Origin of the sequence: Kitasatospora sp. NPDC059747 (genome assembly GCF_042732955.1) — a bacterium.
Taxonomy (GTDB): domain Bacteria; phylum Actinomycetota; class Actinomycetes; order Streptomycetales; family Streptomycetaceae; genus Kitasatospora.
On the sequence record NZ_JBHWGV010000039.1, the window covers coordinates 1 to 20,385 of the forward strand.

Below are 20,385 nucleotides of genomic sequence, written 5' to 3' on the forward strand. Positions count from 1 at the left end.
CCCCGCCGGGGGGGGGGGTGTTGGCCTCGCGTGCGGGCCCCCCCCCCCCCCGGTCACCCGCAGGCCCCCCCCCCCCCCCCGCCCCCCCCGCCCCCCGGGGCGCCGCCCCCCCCCCCCTTCCGTGGTCCTACCGGCCGGTCAGCCCCAGGTGATCAGGCGCTTCGGCTGCTCCAGGAGGGCGGCCACGTCGGCCAGCACCCTGGAGCCCAGTTCCCCGTCCACCAGGCGGTGGTCGAAGGAGAGGGCCAGCGTGGTCACCTGACGCGGGACCACCTTGCCCTTGTGCACCCACGGCAGCTCCCGGACCGCGCCGAAGGCGAGGATCGCGGCCTCGCCCGGGTTGAGGATCGGGGTGCCGGTGTCGACGCCGAAGACGCCGACGTTGGTGATGGTGACCGTGCCGCCCTGCATGTCGGCCGGCGAGGTCTTGCCCTGGCGGGCGGTCTCGACCAGTTCGCCGAGCGACGTGGCCAGCCCAGTCAGGGTCTTGGCGCCGGCGTCCTTGATGTTGGGCACGATCAGGCCGCGCGGGGTGGCCGCGGCGATGCCGAGGTTCACCTGGCCCTTGATGACGATCTCCTGGGCCGCCTCGTCCCACTGCGCGTTGATCTCGGGGTGCCGCTTGATCGCGGTGAGCAGCGCCTTGGCGACGATCAGCAGCGGGCTGACCCGGACGTCCCGGCCCAGCTCGCCGCTCTCCTTGAGCCGGCGGACGAACTTCATCGTGCGGGTCACGTCGACCTGGACGAACTCGGTGACGTGCGGCGCGGTGAACGCCGAGGCCACCATGGCCTGCGCGGTGGCCTTGCGGACGCCCTTGATCGGCACCCGGACGTCGCCCGCGGCGGCCCCGGACACGACGACCGGAGCCTCGGCCGGCTCGGCCGCGACGGGCTCGGCGGCAACGACGGCGGCAGCGACCGCAGCCGGAGCCGAGGCCGCGGCGGCCAGGGCCGACGCGTGCGCGTGCACGTCCTCGCGGGTGACGACGCCGTCCCGGCCGGTCGGGGTGACCGCGCGCAGGTCGATGCCGAGGTCCTTGGCCAGCTTGCGCACCGGCGGCTTGGCCAACGGCCGCTCGCCGACGGGCTGTTCGGCCACGACAGGAGCCACGACAGGAGCCGCGACGGGAGCCACGGCCGGGGCCGGAGCCGCGGGGGCGGCCGGCGCGGCCACGACCGTGGTCGTGGTGGTCCGACGGGCCCGGCGCTGGGCGGTGCCGGTCCGCGGACCGTAGCCGACCAGCACCTCGCGCCGCTCGGGCTCGGCCGGCGCGGCCGGCGCCTCGGCCGCCGGAGCGGCGGGGGCGGCCTGCACGGCGGGGGCGGCCGGAGCCGGGGCCCCGCCCTCCCCGGCGACCGCGACCGAGATGATCACGGTGCCGACGTCGACCGTCGCGCCCTCGGGGAAGAAGAGCTGCTCGACGACCCCGTTGAACGGGATCGGCAGCTCCACCGCGGCCTTGGCGGTCTCCACCTCGCAGACGACCTGGCCGTCCGTCACCGTGTCACCCGGCTTGACGTACCAGCTGAGGATCTCGGCCTCGGTGAGGCCCTCGCCCACATCGGGCATCTTGAACTCGCGGAGCGAGCGAACTTCGGTGGTCATCTTCGCTCCCCGGTATCAGAACGCGAGCGCGCGGTCGACGGCGTCGAGCACGCGGTCCAGGTCGGGCAGGAATGCCTCCTCGACCCGGGACGGCGGGTACGGCGCGTAGTAGCCGCCGACCCGCAGGACCGGCGCCTCCAGGTGGTAGAAGCACCGCTCGGTGAGGCGGGCGGCCAGCTCGGCGCCCATGCCCAGGAACACCGGCGCCTCGTGCACCACGACGGCCCGGCCGGTGCGCTTGACCGACTCCTCCAGGGTGGCGAAGTCCACCGGGGAGAGCGAGCGCACGTCGACGACCTCCAGGCGGCGGCCGTCCTCCTCGGCGGCCGCGGCGGCCTCCAGGCAGACCTTGACCATCGGGCCGTACGCGATCAGCGTCGCGTCGGTGCCGGGCCGGACGATCCGGGCGTCGTACAGGCCCAGGTCGGCGGCGTCGCCGACCTCGCCCTTGTCCCAGTAGCGGCGCTTGGGCTCCAGGAAGATCACCGGGTCGTCGGAGGCGATGGCCTGCCGCAGCATCCAGTGCGCGTCGTGCGCGCTGGACGGGGTGACCACGCGCAGGCCGGCGGTGTGCGCGAAGTACGCCTCGTGCGACTCGCTGTGGTGCTCGACCGCGCCGATGCCGCCCGCGTAGGGGATCCGGATGGTGACCGGCATCTTGACGTGCCCGAGCGCGCGGGCGTGCATCTTGGCCAGCTGGGAGACGATCTGGTCGAAGGCCGGGTAGACGAAGCCGTCGAACTGGATCTCCACGACCGGGCGGTAGCCGCGCAGCGCGAGGCCGATCGCGGTGCCGACGATGCCCGACTCGGCGAGCGGGCTGTCGATGACCCGGCCCTCGCCGAAGTCCTTCTGCAGGCCGTCGGTGATCCGGAAGACGCCGCCGAGCTTGCCGATGTCCTCGCCCATCAGGAGGGTCTTCGGGTCGTCCTCCAGCGACTTGCGCAGGGCGCTGTTGAGCGCCTTCGCGATGCTGAGCTGACCGGCCATCAGAGGTTCTCCCCCGCCTCGAAGGAGGCCGCGTACTGGACGTACTCGGCCCGTTCCTCATCGACCAGCCCGTGCGGCTCGCTGTACACGTGGTCGAAGATCAGCGTCGGGTCCGGGTCCGGCATGCTGCGCACGCCCTCGCGCACCCGCAGCCCCAGCTGCTCGCTCTCGGCGTCGATCGCGGCGAAGAACTCCTCGTCCGCGAGGCCCTCCTTCTCCAGGAGGGTGCGCAGCCGCAGGATCGGGTCCTTGGCCTTCCAGGCCTCGGTCTCCTCGGTGAGCCGGTAGCGGGTCGGGTCGTCGGAGGTGGTGTGGGCGCCCATCCGGTAGGTGAACGCCTCGATCAGCACCGGGCCGTTGCCGTTGCGGGCGTGGTCGAGCGCCCAGCGGGTCACGGCCAGGCAGGCCAGCACGTCGTTGCCGTCGACCCGGACGCCCGGGAAGCCGAAGCCGGAGGCGCGGCGGTACAGCGGGATCTTGGTCTGCGTGGTGGTGGGCTCGGAGATCGCCCACTGGTTGTTCTGGCAGAAGAACACCACGGGGGCGTTGTAGACCGAGGCGAAGGTGAAGGCCTCGTTGACGTCGCCCTGGCTGGAGGCGCCGTCGCCGAAGTACGCGATGACCGCGTCGTCCGCGCCGTCCTTGGTGATGCCCATCGCGTAGCCGGTCGCGTGCAGGGCCTGCGCGCCGATCACGATGGTGTACAGGTGGAAGTTCTTCTCGTTCGGGTCCCAGCCGCCGTGGTTCACGCCGCGGAACATGCCGAGCAGGTTCAGCGGGTCGACGTCGCGGCACCAGGCCACGCCGTGCTCGCGGTAGGTGGGGAAGGCGTAGTCGCCGGTGCGCATGGCACGACCGGAGCCGACCTGGGCGGCCTCCTGGCCGAGCAGCGAGGCCCACAGGCCCAGCTCGCCCTGGCGCTGGAGCGCGGTGGCCTCGCCGTCGAACCGGCGCACCAGCACCAGGTCGCGGTAGAGGGCGCGCAGCTCCTCCGGAGTGGTTGTGAGCGGGTAATCCGGGTGCTCGACCCGCTCGCCTTCCGGCGTGAGCAGTTGGACGAGCTCCGGCTGGGCGTCCGTACCCGTGGCGCGCAGGGTGTCAGGGACGGAGGGGGCCGCCTTCTTGCGGGCCCTCGCCGTGCTTTTGACGGTCACGTTCACTCCTCGGTCTGTCCGGCCGCCCGGGGTCGCCGGTGACCGGTCCGGTCACCGCCTCGCGGGGCGCGTGGGTATGCGCACCTGTTGCGGGGCAGGTGGTGATCCTGTTCCGACGGCGTCCCTCACGAGAACGTTACCCAGCGTCCGCCCTTGGCGCGCCTGCGCTAGGACGTCCTACTTGTTCAGGGCCTACAACCCCGTGGGTGCCGCGCTCGGCTCGCCGTCGGTTGGGTGGGGGTGACGGACCGCGTGACGCAGCTCTCAATTCGGGCGCCTTCAGGACACCAGCGCACGTTATCCGGGCGACGGCCCGTACGTAAGGGGGTTCTCGGTATCGGTTTCGGACCGGTCTGGCCGGAACACGCCCCTGGGGCAGTACGTACGAGAGGCCACTTGTAGGGTCATATGGGAGGTTTTGGGTGTGAGTGATAACGGACAAATCAGAGTTTTCCTGCTCGACGACCACGAGGTGGTCCGACGGGGCGTGCACGACCTGCTCTCGGTCGAGGACGACATCGAGGTGGTCGGGGAGGCCGGCACCGCCGCCGAGGCGATCACCCGGATCCCCGCCGTCCACCCGGACGTGGCGGTGCTCGACGTGCGTCTGCCGGACGGCAACGGGGTCGAGGTCTGCCGGGAGGTCCGCTCGCGGCTGCCCGAGCTGAAGTGCCTGATGCTGACCTCCTTCTCGGACGACGAGGCGCTGTTCGACTCGATCATGGCCGGGGCCTCCGGCTACGTCCTGAAGGCCATCCGCGGCACCGACCTGATCACCGCGGTGCGGGACGTCGCGGCCGGCAAGTCGCTGCTCGACCCGGTCGCCACCAGCCGGGTGCTCGCCCGGCTGCGCGACGGCGGCGAGAAGGAGGACGAACGGCTCGCCCAGCTCACCAAGCAGGAGCGCCGGATCCTCGATCTGATCGGCGAGGGGATGACGAATCGTCAGATCGGCAACGAGTTGCACCTGGCCGAGAAGACGGTGAAGAACTACGTCTCCAGTCTGCTCGCCAAGATGGGCATGGAGCGGCGCACCCAGGCGGCGGCCTTCGTGGCCCGGCACCAGGCCGACCAGCAGCACTGAGCCCGGGCAGCATCACAGTTTTGACGACTTGTCAAGGGCCCCCGCCAGGGGGCCATAACCTCTGGCTGTGACTTTCAGCCAGACCCTCGCCTGCGCCCCGGCCCGCCCCGACCTCGCCGCCCCGCCGATAGGGACCCTCAGCCCGCCCGTCCCGCGCGCCGCCCTGGCCGAGGTGCTGTGCCGCTACCCGATCGGACGGATACTGACCGCCGAACCGGTCGCCGAGGGCCTGCTCAACCGCGGCTACCGGGTCGTGACCGAGGCCGGTCCCCATTTCTTGAAGTGCTACGTCGACGCCGCCACCGCCAACCGTCCGAAGATCGTCGCCCACCACCGCGCCATGGCCGCGCTGCACGCCCTCGGCCTGCCCGTCGCACCCCCGCTGACCCGCACCGACGGCGCCGGGACGGTGGCCTCCTCCGGCGGCCGGCTGTTCGCCGTGTTCCCGTGGGTGGATGGCCGACACCGGCACGGTACGGAGCTCCCCCTGCCGCAGTGCGACGCTCTCGGCGCGCTGCTCGGCCACCTGCACGGCGCGCTCGACGACGTCTGCGCCCCGCTCGACCAGCCCGACGGCTACCGCAGCGCCGACCCGCTCGACAGCGCCGACCTCGCCCGCGACCTGCTCGGACACGCCCGCGCCCACCGCCCCCACGGCGACCTCGACGCCCTGGTCGAACGCCGGCTCGCCGAACGGCTGGAACTGCTCGCCGACCACGCCCACCGCCGCCCCGCCCCGCAGGCCGCCCCGCCCACCGGCTGGACCCACGGCGACTTCCACGGCCTCAACCTGCTCCACCCGGCGGCGCTCGACGCCCCCGGCGCGCCCGGGGCGGACGGCGTCGTGGCCGTCCTGGACTGGGACAAGCTCGGCCCGCAGCCGCGCGCCGAGGAGGCCGTCCGCGCCGCCACCCTGCTCTTCAACGACCGGACGACGGGCACGCTCGACCTCGTCCGGGTCCGGCACTACTCGCAGGCCTACCGGGCCACCGGCGCCGCCACCCCCGAACACCTCGCCGCCGCCGCCCACCGGGTCTGGTGGGAGCGGCTGAACGACTTCTGGATGCTGCAGTGGCGCTACCAGCGGGGCGACCACCGGGCCGACCCGCTGTACCCCGCCTCCGCGGGCCAGTTGGCGTGGTGGTGCCAGGAGTACGAACAGGTCCTGGACGCCTTCGCCAACTGACCCCGGCCGGAAGCCGGTTCAGCCCCCGATCAGCCGAGCGTCGGCGGCGGCGTGATCGGGGGCTTGCCCGTCGGCGGCGCCGGCTGGCTGGTCCCCGGGTTCGCGCCGGTCGGCGTGCTGCCGCCGCCGCTCGGCGTCGACGGCGCCGTCGTCGGGGTGCTGGACGCCGACGAGGAGGCGGTCGGGGAGTGCGTCCCGGTCGGCGTCGGCGTCTGGCTCTGCGTGTGCTTGTTCGTCGGCTGCGGCGACATGTTGGTGCCGCCGTTGCCGCCGCCGTAGTTGCCGTTGTCGGTCGGCTGCGAGGGCTTCCGGCTGTTCGTGTTGGAGGCCGGCGGACTCTGGCTGCCGCTCGCGGGCGGCGTGGTGGCGTCGGTGCTGCTCACCGCCGGGGCGGGCGTGCTGGGACCGAGGTTGGTGCCGCCGCCACCGCCGCCACCGCCCCCGCCGCTGAGCGCGAGCGCGATGCCGACGCCGGCCGCGACCAGGACGGCCGCGATGCCGGCCACCCAGCCCCACGGCCCGCGCCGCCGCCCGTACCCGTCGTCGTCCCCGCCGTCGTGGCCGTCGTCGTAGGGGCCGCCGGGGCCCTGGTAGGGCGAGGACGGGGTGTGCGGGCCCGCGGGCGGCCGGCCGCCGTGGTACGGCAGCACCGAGGTCGCGTCGCCCGCGCCGATCGCGCCGAAGGCCGCGGTGGCCGCCGTCTGGTCCGGCCGGATCACCTGCGTGGCGCCGGTGTCGCCGGGCGCCGCGGGCAGCCCGGCCGTGGCGCCGGCCCAGCCGGCCCCGGCCGCGCCGTGCATCTCGCGCAGCGCGTGCTGGACGTGCGCGCGGAACTCGTCGGCGTCCTGGAAGCGGTCGTCCGGGTTCTTCGCGAGCGAGCGCAGCACGATCCCGTCGAGGCCGACCGGCACCCGGCTGTTGGCCTGCGAGGGCGGCACCGGCGGGTCCTGGACGTGCTGGTAGACCACCGAGAGCGGGGTGTCGCCGGTGAACGGCGGGCGCAGCGTCAGCAGCTCGTAGAGCATGCAGCCGGCCGCGTAGAGGTCGGAGCGGTGGTCGACCGGCTTGCCGAGGGCCTGCTCGGGCGACAGGTACTGCGGGGTGCCCATCACCATGCCGGTCTGGGTCATGGTGGTGGCCCCGCCGGTCAGCGCGCGGGCGATGCCGAAGTCCATCACCTTGACCGCGCCGGTGGTCGTGATGATCACGTTGGCGGGCTTGATGTCGCGGTGCACGATGCCGTGCCGGTGGCTGTAGGCGAGCGCCTCCAGCACCCCGGCGATGATGATCAGCGCCTGGTCGACCGGCGGCGCGGCCTCGTCCACCAGCAGTTCGCGGACGGTCCGGCCCTCGACCAGCTCCATCACGATGTACGGGGTGGACTCGTCGCCGAAGTACTCCTCGCCCGTGTCGTAGACCGAGACGATCGAGTGGTGGTTGAGGGCCGCGACGGCGTGCGCCTCGCGGGTGAACCGCGCCCGCGCGATGTCGTCCTGGGCGAGCTCGCCGCGCAGCAGCTTGACCGCGACGGTCCGGCCGAGCCGGATGTCCTCGGCGGCGAAGACCTCGGCCATGCCGCCGCGGCCGAGCCGGTGGGTCATCCGGTAGCGGCCGTCACCGACCGTCCCCAGGGGGGCGGCGGTGCCGCGCCCGGGGGTCTGCGGGCCGCCGGGCGGCACCGGCGGGAACGCGCTGGTCGCGGCGTCGCTCCCGGGCACGCTCGGCTGCGGGGCCCCGCCGGTCCGGCCGGCCGCCCGGGCGCCCTCGTCGTCGTCCGGATGCTGCGTCTGTGCCATCGCTCCTCGCCCCGGGCGTTCGCTCGGATCGCGGTGCCCTGTCGCTTTCGTATCCCCGAACGCTACCGCCTCCGGCGCGCGCCGTGACACGCCCGATCCGGCCGCGACCGGTCAGAGCAGGCCGGAGCGCTCCGGGGCGTCCAGCACCAGCACCACGGCGGACGGCGCGGCACTGCCGTACGTGGTGCTGTGGGTGTTGTTCTTCGCCTTGTTGATCACGATCGCGATGATGATGCCCGCCAGGACGAGCACGCCGATGATGATCATGATGACCACGGCCGCCGTCGAGCAGCCGCCCCCGCCGGCCGCCGGGGCCGGGTTCGGCCGGTACGGCGGCACGGGCTGCGGCGGCGGGGTGTGCGCGGGCCGCTGGAACGGCTGCGGCGTCTGGTACGCCGGCGGCGGGGTCTGGTACTGCGGCTGCTGCTGCGGGAAGGGGTGCGGAGTCTGCGGCGCCTGCGGACGCGGGGTCTGGTAGGCCGGCGGCGGGGTCTGGTACTGCGGCTGCTGCGGCGCACCGCCCTGCTGGAGGTACTGCGGGTGCGGCGTGGCCGGGTTCTGCGGCGCGGCGTGCACCGAGCGCGGGCCCTCGTTGATCACCAGCGGCGTGCTCGCCTGCAGCGAGTGCCCGCCGCCGCCCTTGAGCTCGGCGATCAGCCGCTCCGCCTCGTCCCGCATGGCCTCGGCGCTCGCGAAGCGGTGCGCCGGGTCCTTGCGCAGCGCCTGGGCCACGAACGCGTCCACCGCCGGCGGGAGCGACGGGTTCATCGTGGACGGCGCCGGCGGCTCCTCCTGCACGTGCTTGTAGGCGATCGAGAACGCCGAGTCGCCGTCGAAGACCAGCTGGCCGGTGAGCATCTCGAAGAGCATCACGCCGACCGAGTACAGGTCGGAGCGGGCGTCGACCGGCTTGCCGAGGGCCTGCTCGGGCGACAGGTACTGCGGGGTGCCGACCACCATGCCGGTCTGGGTCATCGACGTGACGCCGGATTCCAGCGCCCGGGCGATGCCGAAGTCCATGACCTTGACGTTGCCCTTGCGGTCGAACATGACGTTGCCGGGCTTGATGTCGCGGTGCACGAGACCCATGTCGTGCGAGGCCTCCAGCGCGTTCAGCACGCCGATGGTGACCCGCAGGGCCTCCTCGGTCGGCATCGCGCCGTACTGCGCGACGGCCTCGTTGATCGTCTCGCGCAGGCCCTTGCCGTCGATCAGCTGCATGACGATGTACGGCGTGCTGGAGCCGTCGGGGGCGACGTCCTCGCCGCTGTCGTACACCGTGACGATGTTCGGGTGCTCCAGGCGGGCCACCGCCTGCGCCTCGCGGCGGAACCGCTCCTTGAACGAGTCGTCCCGGCCCAGCTCGCTGTGCATGCTCTTCAGCGCGACCTGGCGGCCCAGCACGCTGTCGAACGCGAGGTGCACGGATGCCATGCCGCCCTCGCCCAGCAGCCGCTGCAACACGTAGCGGCCGTTGCCCAGGGAGTAGCCCTCGACCGCCGCGTTGCCGTGCTCGCTCATCTGCTGCTCCCCCTCGGCGCGGGCGTCACCGCCGCGACCGTGACGTTCGGTCTCGTCCATACGTGCTGCGGTCCGGGCCCGTCGGCCGGCCCGGCCCCCTGCCGCGGCGGCTGCACCGGCCTGCGACAGGGGGCCAGGGTATCGGCTCCCGCCGACGGTGATCGGTCCAGGGCCGCTCCGCGGGGATCGACCCGGTGGCTACCCGCCGGTAGCCCGCCCGGCGGCGGGCCGTCCCGGTACGACCGGCGGGTGCGCCGTGCGGGCGCGGCCCGCGGGTGTCGCCGCGGGCCGCGGGTGGGCCTACAGGTACGGGCCGGAGCGGATCCCGCGGCCCTGGCCGGGCTCGTCCTCGTCCGGCTCGCCGCCGTGCAGACCGGGCGGCAGCGCCCGGCGCATCTGCTCCAGCTGCGCCCGCGCGGCCATCTGCTGCGCGAACAGCGCGGTCTGGATCCCGTGGAACAGCCCCTCCAGCCAGCCGACCAGCTGGGCCTGCGCGATCCGCAGCTCCGCCTCGGTCGGGATGGAGTCCTCGGTGAACGGCAGCGACAGCCGCTCCAGCTCGGCGACCAGCTCGGGAGCCAGGCCCAGTTCCAGCTCCTTGATGGAGCTCGCGTGGATGTCCTTCAGCCGCGCCCGGCTGGCCTCGTCGAGGGGCGCCGCCCGGACCTCCTCCAGCAGCTGCTTGATCATGCTGCCGATCCGCATGACCTTGGCGGGCTGCTCGACCATCTCGGTCACCGGGAGCTCGCGCGGCCCCTCGCCCTCGTCGTCCCCCGCCGGGCCCGCGAACCCCTGGCCCACCGGCATCCCGTCCGGTCCGAGGATCAGCACCTTCTGGCCGTCCTGCGACGAGCTCTCGTTCATCGGATTCGTCATGAACAACATTCTCTCTCACTGGGGTTGGTCGGGCGGAAGCCCCCGGCCCGCACGGCCGGTCCCGACGGTACGCCCCGGCCGGCCCCTCGGGAATCCGTACGGATACTCAGTTCTCGCGCGCCGCACCGCCGCACCACCCCCCGATCCACCGCAACCCCGCACACAACCTCCCCCACACCCACCCGCGCCGCACCGACCCTCCTCCGCCGGATCCGAACCCGCGCGCACGGCCGCCCCGCCCCGCCGCCCGTCTCCCGTCGGGCGGTTACCAGCCCCTGCGCAGACGCAGGCCGACCAGGCCGAGGCCGCAGCCGATGAGGCCCAGGCCGGCGCCGAGGGGGAGCTGCAGGGTGGAGGCGTCGCCCCAGCGGGCCGGGATCACGGTGGGGGCGGCGATGGCCTGCGTGGCGGCCGTCGCGGCGGTGTCCGGGGCCGCGTCGTCGGCCGGGGTGTCCGGGGCGTCGGCGTCGGCGGTCCCGGGAGCCTGTTCGGCGGACTGGTCCGGGGCCTGCTCGACGGCCCCGTCGGACGCCTGGTCGGGCGCCTGGTCCGGCGGCTGCTGCGGCGATGTGTCCGGCGCCTGCTCCGGCGCGGCGGGCCGGTGGCGGTGGGCGCGCGGGTCCCAGTCGTCCGGGCGGGAGTGGGTGGCCGCACGCTCCGGCGGCGCGGCGGACGGGACGGCGCCCCCGGACCAGCCGGACCCGTCCGGCCCGTCCGACCGGTCCGCGCCGTCGGCCCGGTCCGCGGCCTCCGCCGAGCTCGCCGCCCCCGGTCCGGGGGCGGCGACGGCCACCGTCGCGGCGGCCAGCGGCAGGACCAGCCCGAGCACGGCCGCCGCGGCCAGCCGGCGGGCCCGGGCGGGGCGGCGGGAGGGAGCGGCGGGCAGCGGCCCGAGGTGCGCGTGCGTTGGTGCGGCCACGGTCGGAGGTCCTTCCGACGGCCGACCGCGCGGGGCGGGGTCGGCGGCGGGACAGCTCCGGACCAGCCTCACACACTCCGGCAATCAGGGCATTTCGGACGTCACACGGGCGCCGGTGCCGCCGCACCCGCAAGGCCTCAGGCCCGCAGCACGACCTTGCCCACCTGCTCCCCCCGCTCCAGCACCCCGTGCGCCGCCCCCGCCTCCGTCAGCGGCAGCACCCGGTCGACCACCGGCTTGACCACGCCCGACTCGACCAGCGGCCACACGTGCTCCCGCACCGCCGCCACGATCGCCGCCTTCTCGGCCAGCGGCCGCCCGCGCAGGTTGGTGGCGACGACCGCGCCGCGCTTGCGCAGCAGCGTGTTGAGGTCCAGCTCGCCCTTCACCCCGCCCTGCAGCCCGATGATCACCAGCCGTCCGTTGACGGCGAGCGCGTCGACGTTCCGCTGCAGGTACTTGGCGCCCATGATGTCGAGGATCACGTCCGCCCCGGCCCCGTCGGTGGCCTCCCGGAGCGCCTCGACGAAGTCCTGCTCCCGGTAGTCGATCACGATGTCCGCCCCGAGCTCGGCGCACCGCGCGAGCTTCCCGGCGCTGCCCGCCGTGACCGCCACCCGGGCGCCGACGGCCTTGGCCAGCTGGATCGCCATCGTCCCGATGCCGCTGGCGCCGCCGTGCACCAGCACGGTCTCGCCGGGCCGCAGGTGCGCGGTGAGGAAGACGTTGGACCACACCGTGCAGGCCACCTCGGGCAGCGCCGCGGCCTCCTCGAAGCCGAGCCCCTTCGGCAGCGGCAGCAGCTGCCCGGTCGGCACCGCGACGCGCTGCGCGTAGCCGCCGCCGGCCAGCAGCGCGCACACCTCGTCGCCGACGGCCCAGCCGGACACGCCCGGCCCGAGGGCGGCGATCCGCCCGGCGCATTCGAGCCCCGGGTACACCGGGGAGCCGGGCGGCGGGTTGTAGAAGCCCTGCCGCTGGAGCAGGTCGGCCCGGTTGACGGCGGTGGCCACCACGTCGACCAGCACCTCGCCCTCACCGGGCACCGGGTCCGGCACCTCCGCCCAGACGAGCGCCTCGGGACCACCGGGTACGGGAATCGTCATCGCATGCATGCCCCGAACCTACTGCGCGCCGCCCCCGGCCCGGGGCAACGGCTTGGGGCCTGTCTTCGAACTCCCGCCTGCCGTGCGGGCGGACGACGGGAGTTCGAAGACGGGCCCCGACTCACCCCGCCGACTTGATGACGATCACCCGGTCGGTGAGCTGGAGCACGGCGGCCTCCGGCTCGGTGTAGTTGATCACCCGCCGGCCGCGGACCACCGCCACCACGAGGTCCTCGCACGCGCGCGGGCTGTGCCCGGCCTCGGCCCGGGTGACCGGCCGCTCGACGACGTCCAGGCCGTTGCCGTAGGTGAGCAGGTCCTCCATGACCGCCCCGGCGTGCGGGCTGAGCATGGACAGCCCGAGCAGCCGGCCGGCCGAACTGGAGCTGGTGACGACGACGTCCGCGCCGCTCTGGCGCAGCAGCGGCGCGTTCTCGTCCTCGCGGACGGCCGCGACCACGGTGGCGGCCTTGTTGAGCTGGCGCGCCGTCAGCGTGACCAGGACGGCGGTGTCGTCCCGCTCGGGCGCGACGACGACCCGGGCGGCCGTCGGCAGCGCCGCGCGCAACAGGGTGTCGGTGCGGGTGGCGTCGCCGACGACGCCGACGAGCCCGTGCTGGGAGGCGTGTTCGATCACCTTGCGCTGCGGGTCGACGACGACGATCTCGTCCTTCTTGACGCCCTGCCCGAGCAGCGTGTCGACGGCGCTGCGGCCCTTCGTGCCGTACCCGATCACGACGGTGTGCTCGCGCACGGTGGACCTCCAGCGGTTCAACCGCCACTGCTGGCGGGTGCGTTCGGTGAGCACCTCTAGCGTGGTGCCGACCAGGATGATCAGGAACAGCACGCGCAGCGGGGTGATCACCAGGATGTTGGTGAGCCGGGCGCCCGAGCTGTACGGCGTGATGTCGCCGTAGCCGGTGGTGGAGAGCGTCACGGTCGCGTAGTACGCGGAGTCGAGGAAGTCGAGCCCGCCGCCGGCGTTGTCGTTGTAGCCGTCCCGGTCGAGGTAGACGATCACGGTGGTGGCGACCAGGACGGCGAGCGCGAGCAGCAGCCGCGAGCCGACCTGCCGGACGGCGGGCGCGCTGCGCCGGGCGGGCAGCACGATCCCGGCGTCCGCCCACGGTTCGGTGCCCGGCGCGGGCCCGCGCAGGAGCTTGCTCATGCGCGCCCCTCCTCGGTTCGCCCGCTCACGGAGCCTCCAGCAGCTCGACAAGGTCGCCGACCCGCGCACCGCCCGGCGGGACGACGGCGAGCGCCTCGGCCCGGGCCAGGCCGCGCAGCATGGCGGGCCCGTCGAAGGCGAGCGGGACGACGCCGTCGGCGGTGCGCCGGACGGGCAGCAGCCGGGTGTCCGTCGGGTGCCCGGCCAGCGGGACGGCGGCGGGCGCGGGGGCCGGGCCGCCGGCGGGCCGGCCGCTGCGGGCGTGCAGCAGCGGCAGCGCGAGCGTGACGGTGCCGGCGACGGCGGCCAGCGGGTTGCCCGGCAGGCCCACCAGGTGGCGACCGCCGGGGAGTTCGCCCGGGAGCCCGCCCGGTGGCAGTTCGGCGAGCAGCATCGGGTGGCCGGGGCGGACGGCGACGCCGTCGACCAGCAGCCGGGCGCCGACCTCGTCGAGTGCGCGGTGCAGGAAGTCGACCGGGCCGGCCGCGGTGCCGCCGGTGGTGACGACGACGTCGGCGGTGGAGTGCCGGAGCGCGTCCCGCAGCAGACCGAAGTCGTCCCGGACGGAGCGGACTTCGGCCACCTCGGCACCGCACGCCCGCAGCCACGGCGCCAGCATCGGTCCGAGCGCGTCCCGGACGAGACCGGGCCCCGGCACCCCGGACGCGACCAACTCGTCACCGAGGACGAGGAGTTCGACGACCGGGCGGCGGCGGACCGGGAGCCGGTCGTGGCCGCAGGCGGCGGCGAGGCCGAGCACCGCCGCGTCGACGGGGGTGCCGCCGGGCAGCAACGCCTCGCCCCGGCGGCACTCCTGGCCGCGCGGACGGACGTCCTGGCCGGTGGTCGTCGGCCGGGGACCGCAGTCCCGCAGCAGCGCGCCGTCCGTCGAGCCGTGCTCGCGGCGCAGCACGGCGGTGGCACCGGGCGGCAGTTGGGCACCGGTGGCGATCTCGACGGCGGTGCCGTCGGCCAGCGGCGCGAGGGCGGCCCGCCCGGCCAGCAGCCGCCCGGCGACCCGCCAGGGGCCGGGGCCGGCGACCGCCCAGCCGTCCATGGCGGAGGTGTCGAAGGGGGGCAGGTCGGTGAGGGCGGCCAGCGGCTCGGCGAGCGTGTGGCCGAGGGCGGCGGCGAGCGGCAGCACGACCGGCGGCAGCGGGCGCAGCCCGGCCCGGCGGGCGGTCTCGCGGGCCAGTGGCCAGGCCATGGTGCCGGGCCCGGCCGGGGGCGCGGTCACGGCGGTCTCCTCGACGGCCGTCACGGCCGGCCCGGCCTGTCCGGCGCGTCCGGCGCGTCCGGCGCGCTCCAGCGCTCGGCGAGCACGGCGGTGCGGCGGGCCGCCTCGGCGACGGCCTCGGGGCCGCCGCCCTGCTGGGCGGCCGCGTACCCGATCAGAAAGGCGGTCAGCGGTGCGGCCGGCCTGGCCACCCCGTGCGCGACCACCCGGGTGAGGTCCAACAGGCCACGGACATCGACGTCCAGGTCGATCCCGAGTTCGGCGCGGACCTCCGCGATCCAGTCATCCAGCGTGCGCTCCATGCGCCCCATGCTGCCTGATCGGCGGTTTCCCCGGGATGTTCCCCCGGTGTGCGGGGCGCGTCGTTTCCCTCACGACCCCGCCCGCCGCCTGGTGAGCACCCGTCCGCAGCACCTGTGGCACGGTCCTCTGCTCCCCCTACCTCCCGTCCCGGTCCCACTCGCGGGCCCGTTCCAGGTCCTCCCACGTGTCGCAGTCGTACGCCACGTTGTCCGTGTCCGCGACCAGCAGCCGTCCCAGGCCGCCGGTGAGGCGGCGCAGCGGGAGGCCGGACGGGTCGCCGAGGGCGGCCAGGGCACTGCGCAGGGCGGCGGTGCGGTAGGCGGCGGCGAGGGGCTGGTCGCGGCCGCCGGCGTCCACCAGGACGGCCGCCTCGACCGTCGGTTGCGCGTCGTCGAGGGCGGTGACGAGCCGCTCGACCGTGCGCCGGTCGAGGAACGGCAGGTCGGCGGCGAGCAGCAGCACCGTCGCGGCGTCGACCAGGTCGAGCCCGGCCGCGACGGCGGCGACCGGCCCGCCGCCGGGCGGCTGCTCGCGGGTCCAGCGGACGCCGGTGCGGGTGGTGGGGCGGTCCGGGCCGACCACGACGGTGGTGCGGGCTCCGGTGCAGGCGGCGAGCACCCGGTCGAGCAGGGTGGTCTCGCCGACGGTCAGCCCGGGTTTGTCGGCCCCGCCGAGGCGCCGGGCGGCCCCGCCCGCCGGAACGATCACGTCGTACGGCGTCATGCGGCCAGTATCCGCCCTACCCGGCCGTGTCCTCCTCGTCCCCCTCGCCCTCCACCGCATCGTCGTCCCCGTCCGGCGACTCCTCGCCCGCCCGCGCGACGTTCGCCGCCGCGCCCAGCTCCAGGACGACCGGCAGCGTCAGCTCCCCGTACCGCTCGTTCACCGCCGTGACCAGCGCCTCCGCGTCGTCCGGGTGCTCGGTCAGCAGCCGGTCGAAGTCCTGCAGGTACTCGCCGGTGAAGGCGAGCACCCGGGTCGCGTCGTGGCCCTGGTCGGGCGCCCGGTGCCCGGCGATCACCCGGTCGACGTCGAGGTCGGCGATGCGTCCGAGGTTGTGGCCCCAGGTGACGCGCTGCGCGGGGGTGGTGTCGGCGGTCCACACGTGGGTGCCGTTGTAGACGAAGTCCCCGGCGATCACGGTGCGGACGCTGGGCACGTGGACGACGGTGGAGTCGCCGCAGTCGCCCTGCCCGAGCATGAGCACGGGGATCACCTGGCGGTCGAGCATCAGCGGCTGCGGCAGCAGCGGGGCCGGGATCAGCGGGTGGTCGGGGATGTCGTCGCCGTACACGGGCTTCCACTGGGCGACCTTGGCGGCGACGGTGCGGTGGATGCCGTCGACGACCGCCGGTGCGGCGAGCAGCTGGGCCTCGGGGAAGAGCTTCAGCACCTCCTCGGCGCCGAAGTAGTGGTCCGGGTGGTGGTGGGTGACGACGATGGCGAGCAGGCGCCGCCCCTTGCCGGCCACCCACTCGGCGAGTTCGCGTCCGGCGCTGCGGGTGAGCTGGGCGTCGACCAGGATCGCGGTGCGCTCGCCGAGGATCAGGGTGGAGGTGGCGAAGAAGGCCGACTCGGGGCCGGTGAAGACATCGATCTCCAGCGGCCGGACGGGCTGTTCCCCGGTCTCCGCGCGGTCCGCGTCGGCGCTCTCCTCGGGCGGGGACGACGTCACGGGTTGCTCCCTCTGGTCGGCGGCCGGGCTCTCTGCGCCCCACCGGTCTGCGCCCTACAGCATGGGAGAACGGGCGCCCGAATACGCGGAAGGCGCGCCCGTGCGGGCGCGCCTTCCGGCGAGGGTCACGTCGGCGGCCGGGTCGGGCCTCAGGCGGCGAGCTCCTTGGCCCTGCGGGCGGCGTCCTCCAGCGCGCGGGCCTTGGAGTCGGCGGCGTTCCGGACGAAGTCGGCCATCGCCGGCACCTTCGGCGCCAGGGTGAACTCGGGGACGATGAAGTCGACCCCCAGCCCGAGCATCCCGGTCAGCACCTTCTCCAGGTAGGTGGTGACGAACTCGTACGGCTCCCGCGGCGCGCCGGGCGCGTAGGAGCCGCCGCGGGCGGCGACCACGGTGACCGGGGTGCCCTTGGCGGAGGGCGTCTCGCCGGCGGTGCGGCCCATGAGGATGACCTGGTCGAGCCAGGCCTTGAGGGTGGACGGGATCGTGAAGTTGTACATCGGGCTGCCGATGACGATCGCGTCGGCCTGCTCCAGCTCGGTCATCAGCTCCTCGCGCAGGGCGAGCGCGGCGTCCTGCTCGGCGGTGCGGCCCCCGGCGGGGACGAAGGTCGCCGAGATCCCGTGCACGTCGAGGTGCGGGACCGGATCGGCGGCGAGGTCGCGGTAGACCACCGTGCCCTCGGGGTGCTGGGCCTGCCAGGCGGCCCGGAACGCCGCCGAGACCTCGCGGGAGACGGAGCCGTCGGCGACGGCGGACGAGTCGATGTGGAGCAGGGTGGGCATGACGGTACCTCCATCGGATAAGTAGCTGCCGTTTCCCCCGCAGCTGCAACTACCGTAGCAGCTTACTTTTCTGCAGTCACTAGGGATCGGTCAGGTACGCTGGAGCCATGTCCGAGCACGAGGTAGTGACCGACCGCCAACCGGCCGCCTCCGACGCGTGCGCCGAACAGCGCACCTGCTTCAACGTCGAGCTGGCCCTCACCCGGGTGTTCACGCTGCTCGGCAAGCGCTGGACGGGCCTGCTCGTGGGCGTGCTCAACCACGGCGGCCCCGCCTACTTCTCCGAGCTGCGCCGCGCCGTCCCCGGCATCAGCGAGCGCATGCTCTCCGACCGCCTCACCGAGCTGACCGAGGCCGGCCTGGTCCTGCGCGAGGTCGACGCGGGCCCGCCGCTGCGCGTGAGCTACCGCCTCACCGACGCGGGCACGGCCCTGCGCCCCGCGCTCGACGAGCTGGCCGTCTGGGCCGACCAGTACCTCCCGGAGAGCGCCCTCAAGGGCGGCTGCTGAGAGTCGGCCCGACCCGCGCACGACCGCGGACACGACGAAGGGCCCGCCCGCTGTTCACACAGCCGGCGGGCCCTTCGCCCGGAACGTCAGGGGTTCAGCGCCGCTTCGCGCCCCGCAGCCGGGCCACCCGGTCCGCGATGCCCCACGAGGTCACCCGCCAGAGCGCCTCGATCACGATGCTGCGGCTCATCTTGGACGCGCCCAGCTCGCGCTCGACGAAGGTGATCGGCACCTCGGCGACCTTGAAGCCGGCCTTCACCGTGCGCCAGGCCAGGTCGACCTGGAAGCAGTAGCCGGCCGAGGCCACCTCGTCCATGCCCAGACCGAGCAGCGTCTCCTTGCGGAAGGCGCGGTAGCCGCCGGTGACGTCGCGGATCGGCACGCCCAGCATCAGGCGCGAGTAGGTGGAGCCGCCGCGGGAGAGCAGCAGGCGCGACTTCGGCCAGTTCACCACCCGGCCGCCGGGCACCCAGCGGGAGCCGAGCACCAGGTCGGCGCCGCGCAGCGCGGCGAGCAGCCGGTCGAGCTCCTCGGGCTGGTGCGAGCCGTCCGCGTCCATCTCGACCAGGACGTCGTAGCCGTTGTCGATGCCCCAGCGGAAGCCCGCGAGGTAGGCCGCGCCCAGGCCCTCCTTGCCCTTGCGGTGCAGGACGTGCACGTGCTGGTCCTCGGCGGCCAGCTTGTCGGCGAGCTCACCGGTGCCGTCGGGGCTGTTGTCGTCGGCCACCAGGACGTGCGCCTCGGGCACCGAGGTGCGGACCCGTCCGACGATCCGCTCGACGTTCTCCGCCTCGTTGAACGTCGGAATGATCACCAGCACCTTGCCGAGATCAGCAAAACGCGGCTGGTTCACGGTCACGTACAAACCTCTCGGCCAATGGCGGGAGTGCCGGTCACCGTCGCGCCCGCACTCCGGAACGCCGCTCCCGTCGGCGGCCCGCCGAGGGGTTCCGCGGCGGAAACTGCTGCGCACGGTGGAAACAACTGGGTCCTGGCATCCTACTACCGCACCTGCCGGACCCCGGCCCGATCGCCGCCGCGACCACGGCACTCGCACCGGACGCCCGCCGTTTCCCCTCACGTGACGCGCGTCGGCTAGGGTCGATGCCTCGCCCCGGCCCGGACCGCCCGCCCGGCCCGCCGAGGACGATCCGCTGGCCGCCGATCCGGCACACCCCGCCACCGCAGCGAAGGAGTAGGACCGCGCGCATGGACAGGCTCGTCAACACCATCCGCCCGTACGCCTGGGGATCGGCCACCGCCCTCCCCGAACTCCTCGGGCAGGACCCCACCGGCGAGCCGCAGGCCGAACTGTGGATGGGCGCCCACCCCGGCGACCCCTCCCGCACGGACCGGGGCGCGGGGCCTCGCCCGCTGGACGAGCTGATCGCCGCGGACCCCGAGGGCGAGCTCGGCACCGCGACCGTCGCGCGCTTCGGGCCCACCCTGCCGTTCCTGCTCAAGATCCTCGCGGCCGGCATCCCGATCTCCATCCAGGCCCACCCCACGCTCGACCAGGCCCGGGCCGGCTTCGCCGCCGAGAACGCCCTCGGCATCCCGCTGGACGCCCCCCGGCGGAACTACCGCGACGCCAACCACAAGCCCGAACTCATCTGCGCGCTCGATGAGTTCGAGGGCCTGTGCGGCTTCCGCCCGGCCGCCGAGGCGGCCGCGCTGCTGGCCGGCCTGGCGGTGCCCGCGCTCGCCCCGGTCATCGAGCTGCTGAGCGCCGGGCACGAGCCCGAGGCGCTGCGCCGCGCGCTGGCCGCGATCCTCACCATGGACGACGCGACCGCCGCCGACGCCGTCCGGCAGGCCGCCGCGCAGGTGGACCTCGCCGCCAAGGAGGACCCGCAGGGCCCCTACGCGGCGTACGCCCGGATCACCCGCGAATTCCCCGGCGACCGCGGCCTGATCGCCGGCCTGCTGCTCAACCACTTCCGGCTGCACCCGGGCGAGGCCCTCTACCTGGGCGCCGGCGTGCCGCACGCCTACCTGCACGGCGTCTGCGTCGAGCTCCAGGCCAACTCCGACAACGTGCTGCGCGCGGGCCTCACGCCCAAGCACATCGACGTGCCCGAGCTCATGAAGGTGGTCGTCTTCGAGGCCGGCGCCCCCGACGTCCTCCACCCCACCCCGGTGGACGGCACCCCGGGCGAGGAGCTCTACCCCGTCCCGATCGACGAGTTCCGCCTCTCCCGCTTCCGGCTGGACGGCACCGACCGCGAGATCGACGGCCGCACCCCGCAGATCCTGCTCTGCACCGCCGGCACGGCCCGCCTCACCGGCCCCGACGGCACCGTCCTCGACCTCTCCCGCGGCGAGTCCGCCTTCCTCCCCGCCACCGGCACCCCCACCCGCCTCTCCGGCACGGCCACCACCCTCTTCCGGGCCACCGTGACGATCTGAGGACGGCGACCGCCGAACGCGAAGGGCCGGGGGCGGCTCACGGGTGCGCACCCGTGAGC

18 protein-coding genes and 1 pseudogene are annotated in these 20,385 nt (G+C 74.5%); 4 read left to right on the forward strand and 15 right to left on the reverse strand.

Translation table 11 applies throughout. From position 1 onward, the window contains the following. Positions 1-138 precede the first annotated feature (138 nt). The 3 genes from ACFV4G_RS18835 to pdhA are packed head-to-tail and all read right to left on the reverse strand — an operon-like array spanning position 139 to position 3,752. Positions 139-1,608, reverse strand: coding sequence for a dihydrolipoamide acetyltransferase family protein (locus tag ACFV4G_RS18835; RefSeq protein WP_380441663.1), 1,470 nt, complete (start codon positions 1,606-1,608; stop codon positions 139-141). A 15-nt stretch (positions 1,609-1,623) separates the two neighbouring features. Beyond that, on the reverse strand, positions 1,624-2,598 hold the full coding sequence (locus tag ACFV4G_RS18840) for an alpha-ketoacid dehydrogenase subunit beta (protein WP_380441665.1): 975 nt from the start codon (positions 2,596-2,598) through the stop codon (positions 1,624-1,626). Continuing rightward, entirely contained in the window at positions 2,598-3,752 is a 1,155-nt protein-coding gene (gene pdhA, locus ACFV4G_RS18845) for a pyruvate dehydrogenase (acetyl-transferring) E1 component subunit alpha (protein ID WP_380441667.1), read from the reverse strand. The genes ACFV4G_RS18840 and pdhA overlap by 1 nt, the downstream gene beginning before the upstream one ends. 424 nt (positions 3,753-4,176) lie before the next feature. Between pdhA and ACFV4G_RS18850 the strand changes: the two genes are divergently transcribed. Both ACFV4G_RS18850 and ACFV4G_RS18855 read left to right on the forward strand, forming a co-directional pair. Continuing rightward, entirely contained in the window at positions 4,177-4,836 is a 660-nt protein-coding gene (locus ACFV4G_RS18850) for a response regulator (protein ID WP_380441668.1), read from the forward strand. A 67-nt stretch (positions 4,837-4,903) separates the two neighbouring features. Next, positions 4,904-6,022: a phosphotransferase gene (locus ACFV4G_RS18855; RefSeq protein ID WP_380441670.1), complete on the forward strand. Its 1,119-nt coding sequence runs from the start codon at positions 4,904-4,906 to the stop codon at positions 6,020-6,022. A gap of 29 nt (positions 6,023-6,051) precedes the next feature. Here ACFV4G_RS18855 and ACFV4G_RS18860 read toward each other — a convergent pair whose 3' ends face one another. From ACFV4G_RS18860 to ACFV4G_RS18910, 11 genes and pseudogenes are all read right to left on the reverse strand, one after another. Next, entirely contained in the window at positions 6,052-7,818 is a 1,767-nt protein-coding gene (locus ACFV4G_RS18860) for a protein kinase (protein ID WP_380441672.1), read from the reverse strand. A gap of 111 nt (positions 7,819-7,929) precedes the next feature. Continuing rightward, on the reverse strand, positions 7,930-9,399 hold the full coding sequence (locus tag ACFV4G_RS18865; protein WP_380441674.1) for a protein kinase: 1,470 nt from the start codon (positions 9,397-9,399) through the stop codon (positions 7,930-7,932). Positions 9,400-9,639: 240 nt separating this feature from the next. Then, complete coding sequence (locus ACFV4G_RS18870; protein ID WP_359970521.1) at positions 9,640-10,215, reverse strand: bacterial proteasome activator family protein; 576 nt, start codon at positions 10,213-10,215, stop codon at positions 9,640-9,642. 265 nt (positions 10,216-10,480) lie between these two features. Beyond that, positions 10,481-11,134, reverse strand: a complete 654-nt coding sequence (locus ACFV4G_RS18875) for a hypothetical protein (protein ID WP_380441677.1) — start codon at positions 11,132-11,134, stop codon at positions 10,481-10,483. Positions 11,135-11,271: 137 nt separating this feature from the next. Next, positions 11,272-12,249: an NAD(P)H-quinone oxidoreductase gene (locus tag ACFV4G_RS18880; RefSeq protein ID WP_380441679.1), complete on the reverse strand. Its 978-nt coding sequence runs from the start codon at positions 12,247-12,249 to the stop codon at positions 11,272-11,274. A gap of 112 nt (positions 12,250-12,361) precedes the next feature. Further along, positions 12,362-13,408 (reverse strand): potassium channel family protein, encoded by a 1,047-nt coding sequence (locus ACFV4G_RS18885; RefSeq protein ID WP_380441680.1) that lies wholly within the window; start codon positions 13,406-13,408, stop codon positions 12,362-12,364. Positions 13,409-13,433: 25 nt separating this feature from the next. Continuing rightward, on the reverse strand, positions 13,434-14,615 hold the full coding sequence (locus ACFV4G_RS18890) for a molybdopterin molybdotransferase MoeA (protein ID WP_380441755.1): 1,182 nt from the start codon (positions 14,613-14,615) through the stop codon (positions 13,434-13,436). 50 nt (positions 14,616-14,665) lie between these two features. Beyond that, positions 14,666-14,972, reverse strand: a pseudogene (locus ACFV4G_RS18895) (DUF6457 domain-containing protein); the annotation flags it as partial. 111 nt (positions 14,973-15,083) lie between these two features. Further along, a complete protein-coding gene (locus tag ACFV4G_RS18900) occupies positions 15,084-15,671 on the reverse strand; it encodes a molybdenum cofactor guanylyltransferase (protein WP_380441682.1) in 588 nt (195 codons plus the stop codon). Positions 15,672-15,687: 16 nt separating this feature from the next. Next, complete coding sequence (locus ACFV4G_RS18905) at positions 15,688-16,623, reverse strand: MBL fold metallo-hydrolase (RefSeq protein WP_380441684.1); 936 nt, start codon at positions 16,621-16,623, stop codon at positions 15,688-15,690. 149 nt (positions 16,624-16,772) lie between these two features. After that, entirely contained in the window at positions 16,773-17,408 is a 636-nt protein-coding gene (locus ACFV4G_RS18910; RefSeq protein WP_380441686.1) for an FMN-dependent NADH-azoreductase, read from the reverse strand. Positions 17,409-17,515: 107 nt separating this feature from the next. On the opposite strand from ACFV4G_RS18910, the gene ACFV4G_RS18915 reads away from it, so the two are divergent. Then, entirely contained in the window at positions 17,516-17,917 is a 402-nt protein-coding gene (locus tag ACFV4G_RS18915) for a winged helix-turn-helix transcriptional regulator (protein ID WP_380441688.1), read from the forward strand. A 94-nt stretch (positions 17,918-18,011) separates the two neighbouring features. On the opposite strand, the gene ACFV4G_RS18920 is transcribed toward ACFV4G_RS18915, so the two are convergent. Then, positions 18,012-18,776 (reverse strand): polyprenol monophosphomannose synthase, encoded by a 765-nt coding sequence (locus tag ACFV4G_RS18920; protein WP_380441690.1) that lies wholly within the window; start codon positions 18,774-18,776, stop codon positions 18,012-18,014. Positions 18,777-19,126: 350 nt separating this feature from the next. Here ACFV4G_RS18920 and manA point away from each other — a divergent pair, with 350 nt between their 5' ends. Continuing rightward, positions 19,127-20,326: a mannose-6-phosphate isomerase, class I gene (gene manA, locus ACFV4G_RS18925; protein ID WP_380441692.1), complete on the forward strand. Its 1,200-nt coding sequence runs from the start codon at positions 19,127-19,129 to the stop codon at positions 20,324-20,326. Positions 20,327-20,385 lie beyond the last annotated feature (59 nt).

What these genes read in the sequence shown, in the direction of transcription:
- ACFV4G_RS18835 (WP_380441663.1), bottom strand. Translation starts at nt 1,608, where the DNA reads ATGACCACCGAAGTTCGCTCGCTCCGCGAGTTCAAGATGCCCGATGTG.
- ACFV4G_RS18840 (WP_380441665.1), bottom strand. Translation starts at nt 2,598, where the DNA reads ATGGCCGGTCAGCTCAGCATCGCGAAGGCGCTCAACAGCGCCCTGCGC.
- ACFV4G_RS18860 (WP_380441672.1), bottom strand. Translation starts at nt 7,818, where the DNA reads ATGGCACAGACGCAGCATCCGGACGACGACGAGGGCGCCCGGGCGGCC.
- ACFV4G_RS18865 (WP_380441674.1), bottom strand. Translation starts at nt 9,399, where the DNA reads ATGGACGAGACCGAACGTCACGGTCGCGGCGGTGACGCCCGCGCCGAG.
- ACFV4G_RS18870 (WP_359970521.1), bottom strand. Translation starts at nt 10,215, where the DNA reads ATGACGAATCCGATGAACGAGAGCTCGTCGCAGGACGGCCAGAAGGTG.
- ACFV4G_RS18880 (WP_380441679.1), bottom strand. Translation starts at nt 12,249, where the DNA reads ATGCATGCGATGACGATTCCCGTACCCGGTGGTCCCGAGGCGCTCGTC.
- ACFV4G_RS18885 (WP_380441680.1), bottom strand. Translation starts at nt 13,408, where the DNA reads ATGAGCAAGCTCCTGCGCGGGCCCGCGCCGGGCACCGAACCGTGGGCG.
- ACFV4G_RS18890 (WP_380441755.1), bottom strand. Translation starts at nt 14,615, where the DNA reads ATGGCCTGGCCACTGGCCCGCGAGACCGCCCGCCGGGCCGGGCTGCGC.
- ACFV4G_RS18900 (WP_380441682.1), bottom strand. Translation starts at nt 15,671, where the DNA reads ATGACGCCGTACGACGTGATCGTTCCGGCGGGCGGGGCCGCCCGGCGC.
- ACFV4G_RS18910 (WP_380441686.1), bottom strand. Translation starts at nt 17,408, where the DNA reads ATGCCCACCCTGCTCCACATCGACTCGTCCGCCGTCGCCGACGGCTCC.
- ACFV4G_RS18915 (WP_380441688.1), top strand. Translation starts at nt 17,516, where the DNA reads ATGTCCGAGCACGAGGTAGTGACCGACCGCCAACCGGCCGCCTCCGAC.
- manA (WP_380441692.1), top strand. Translation starts at nt 19,127, where the DNA reads ATGGACAGGCTCGTCAACACCATCCGCCCGTACGCCTGGGGATCGGCC.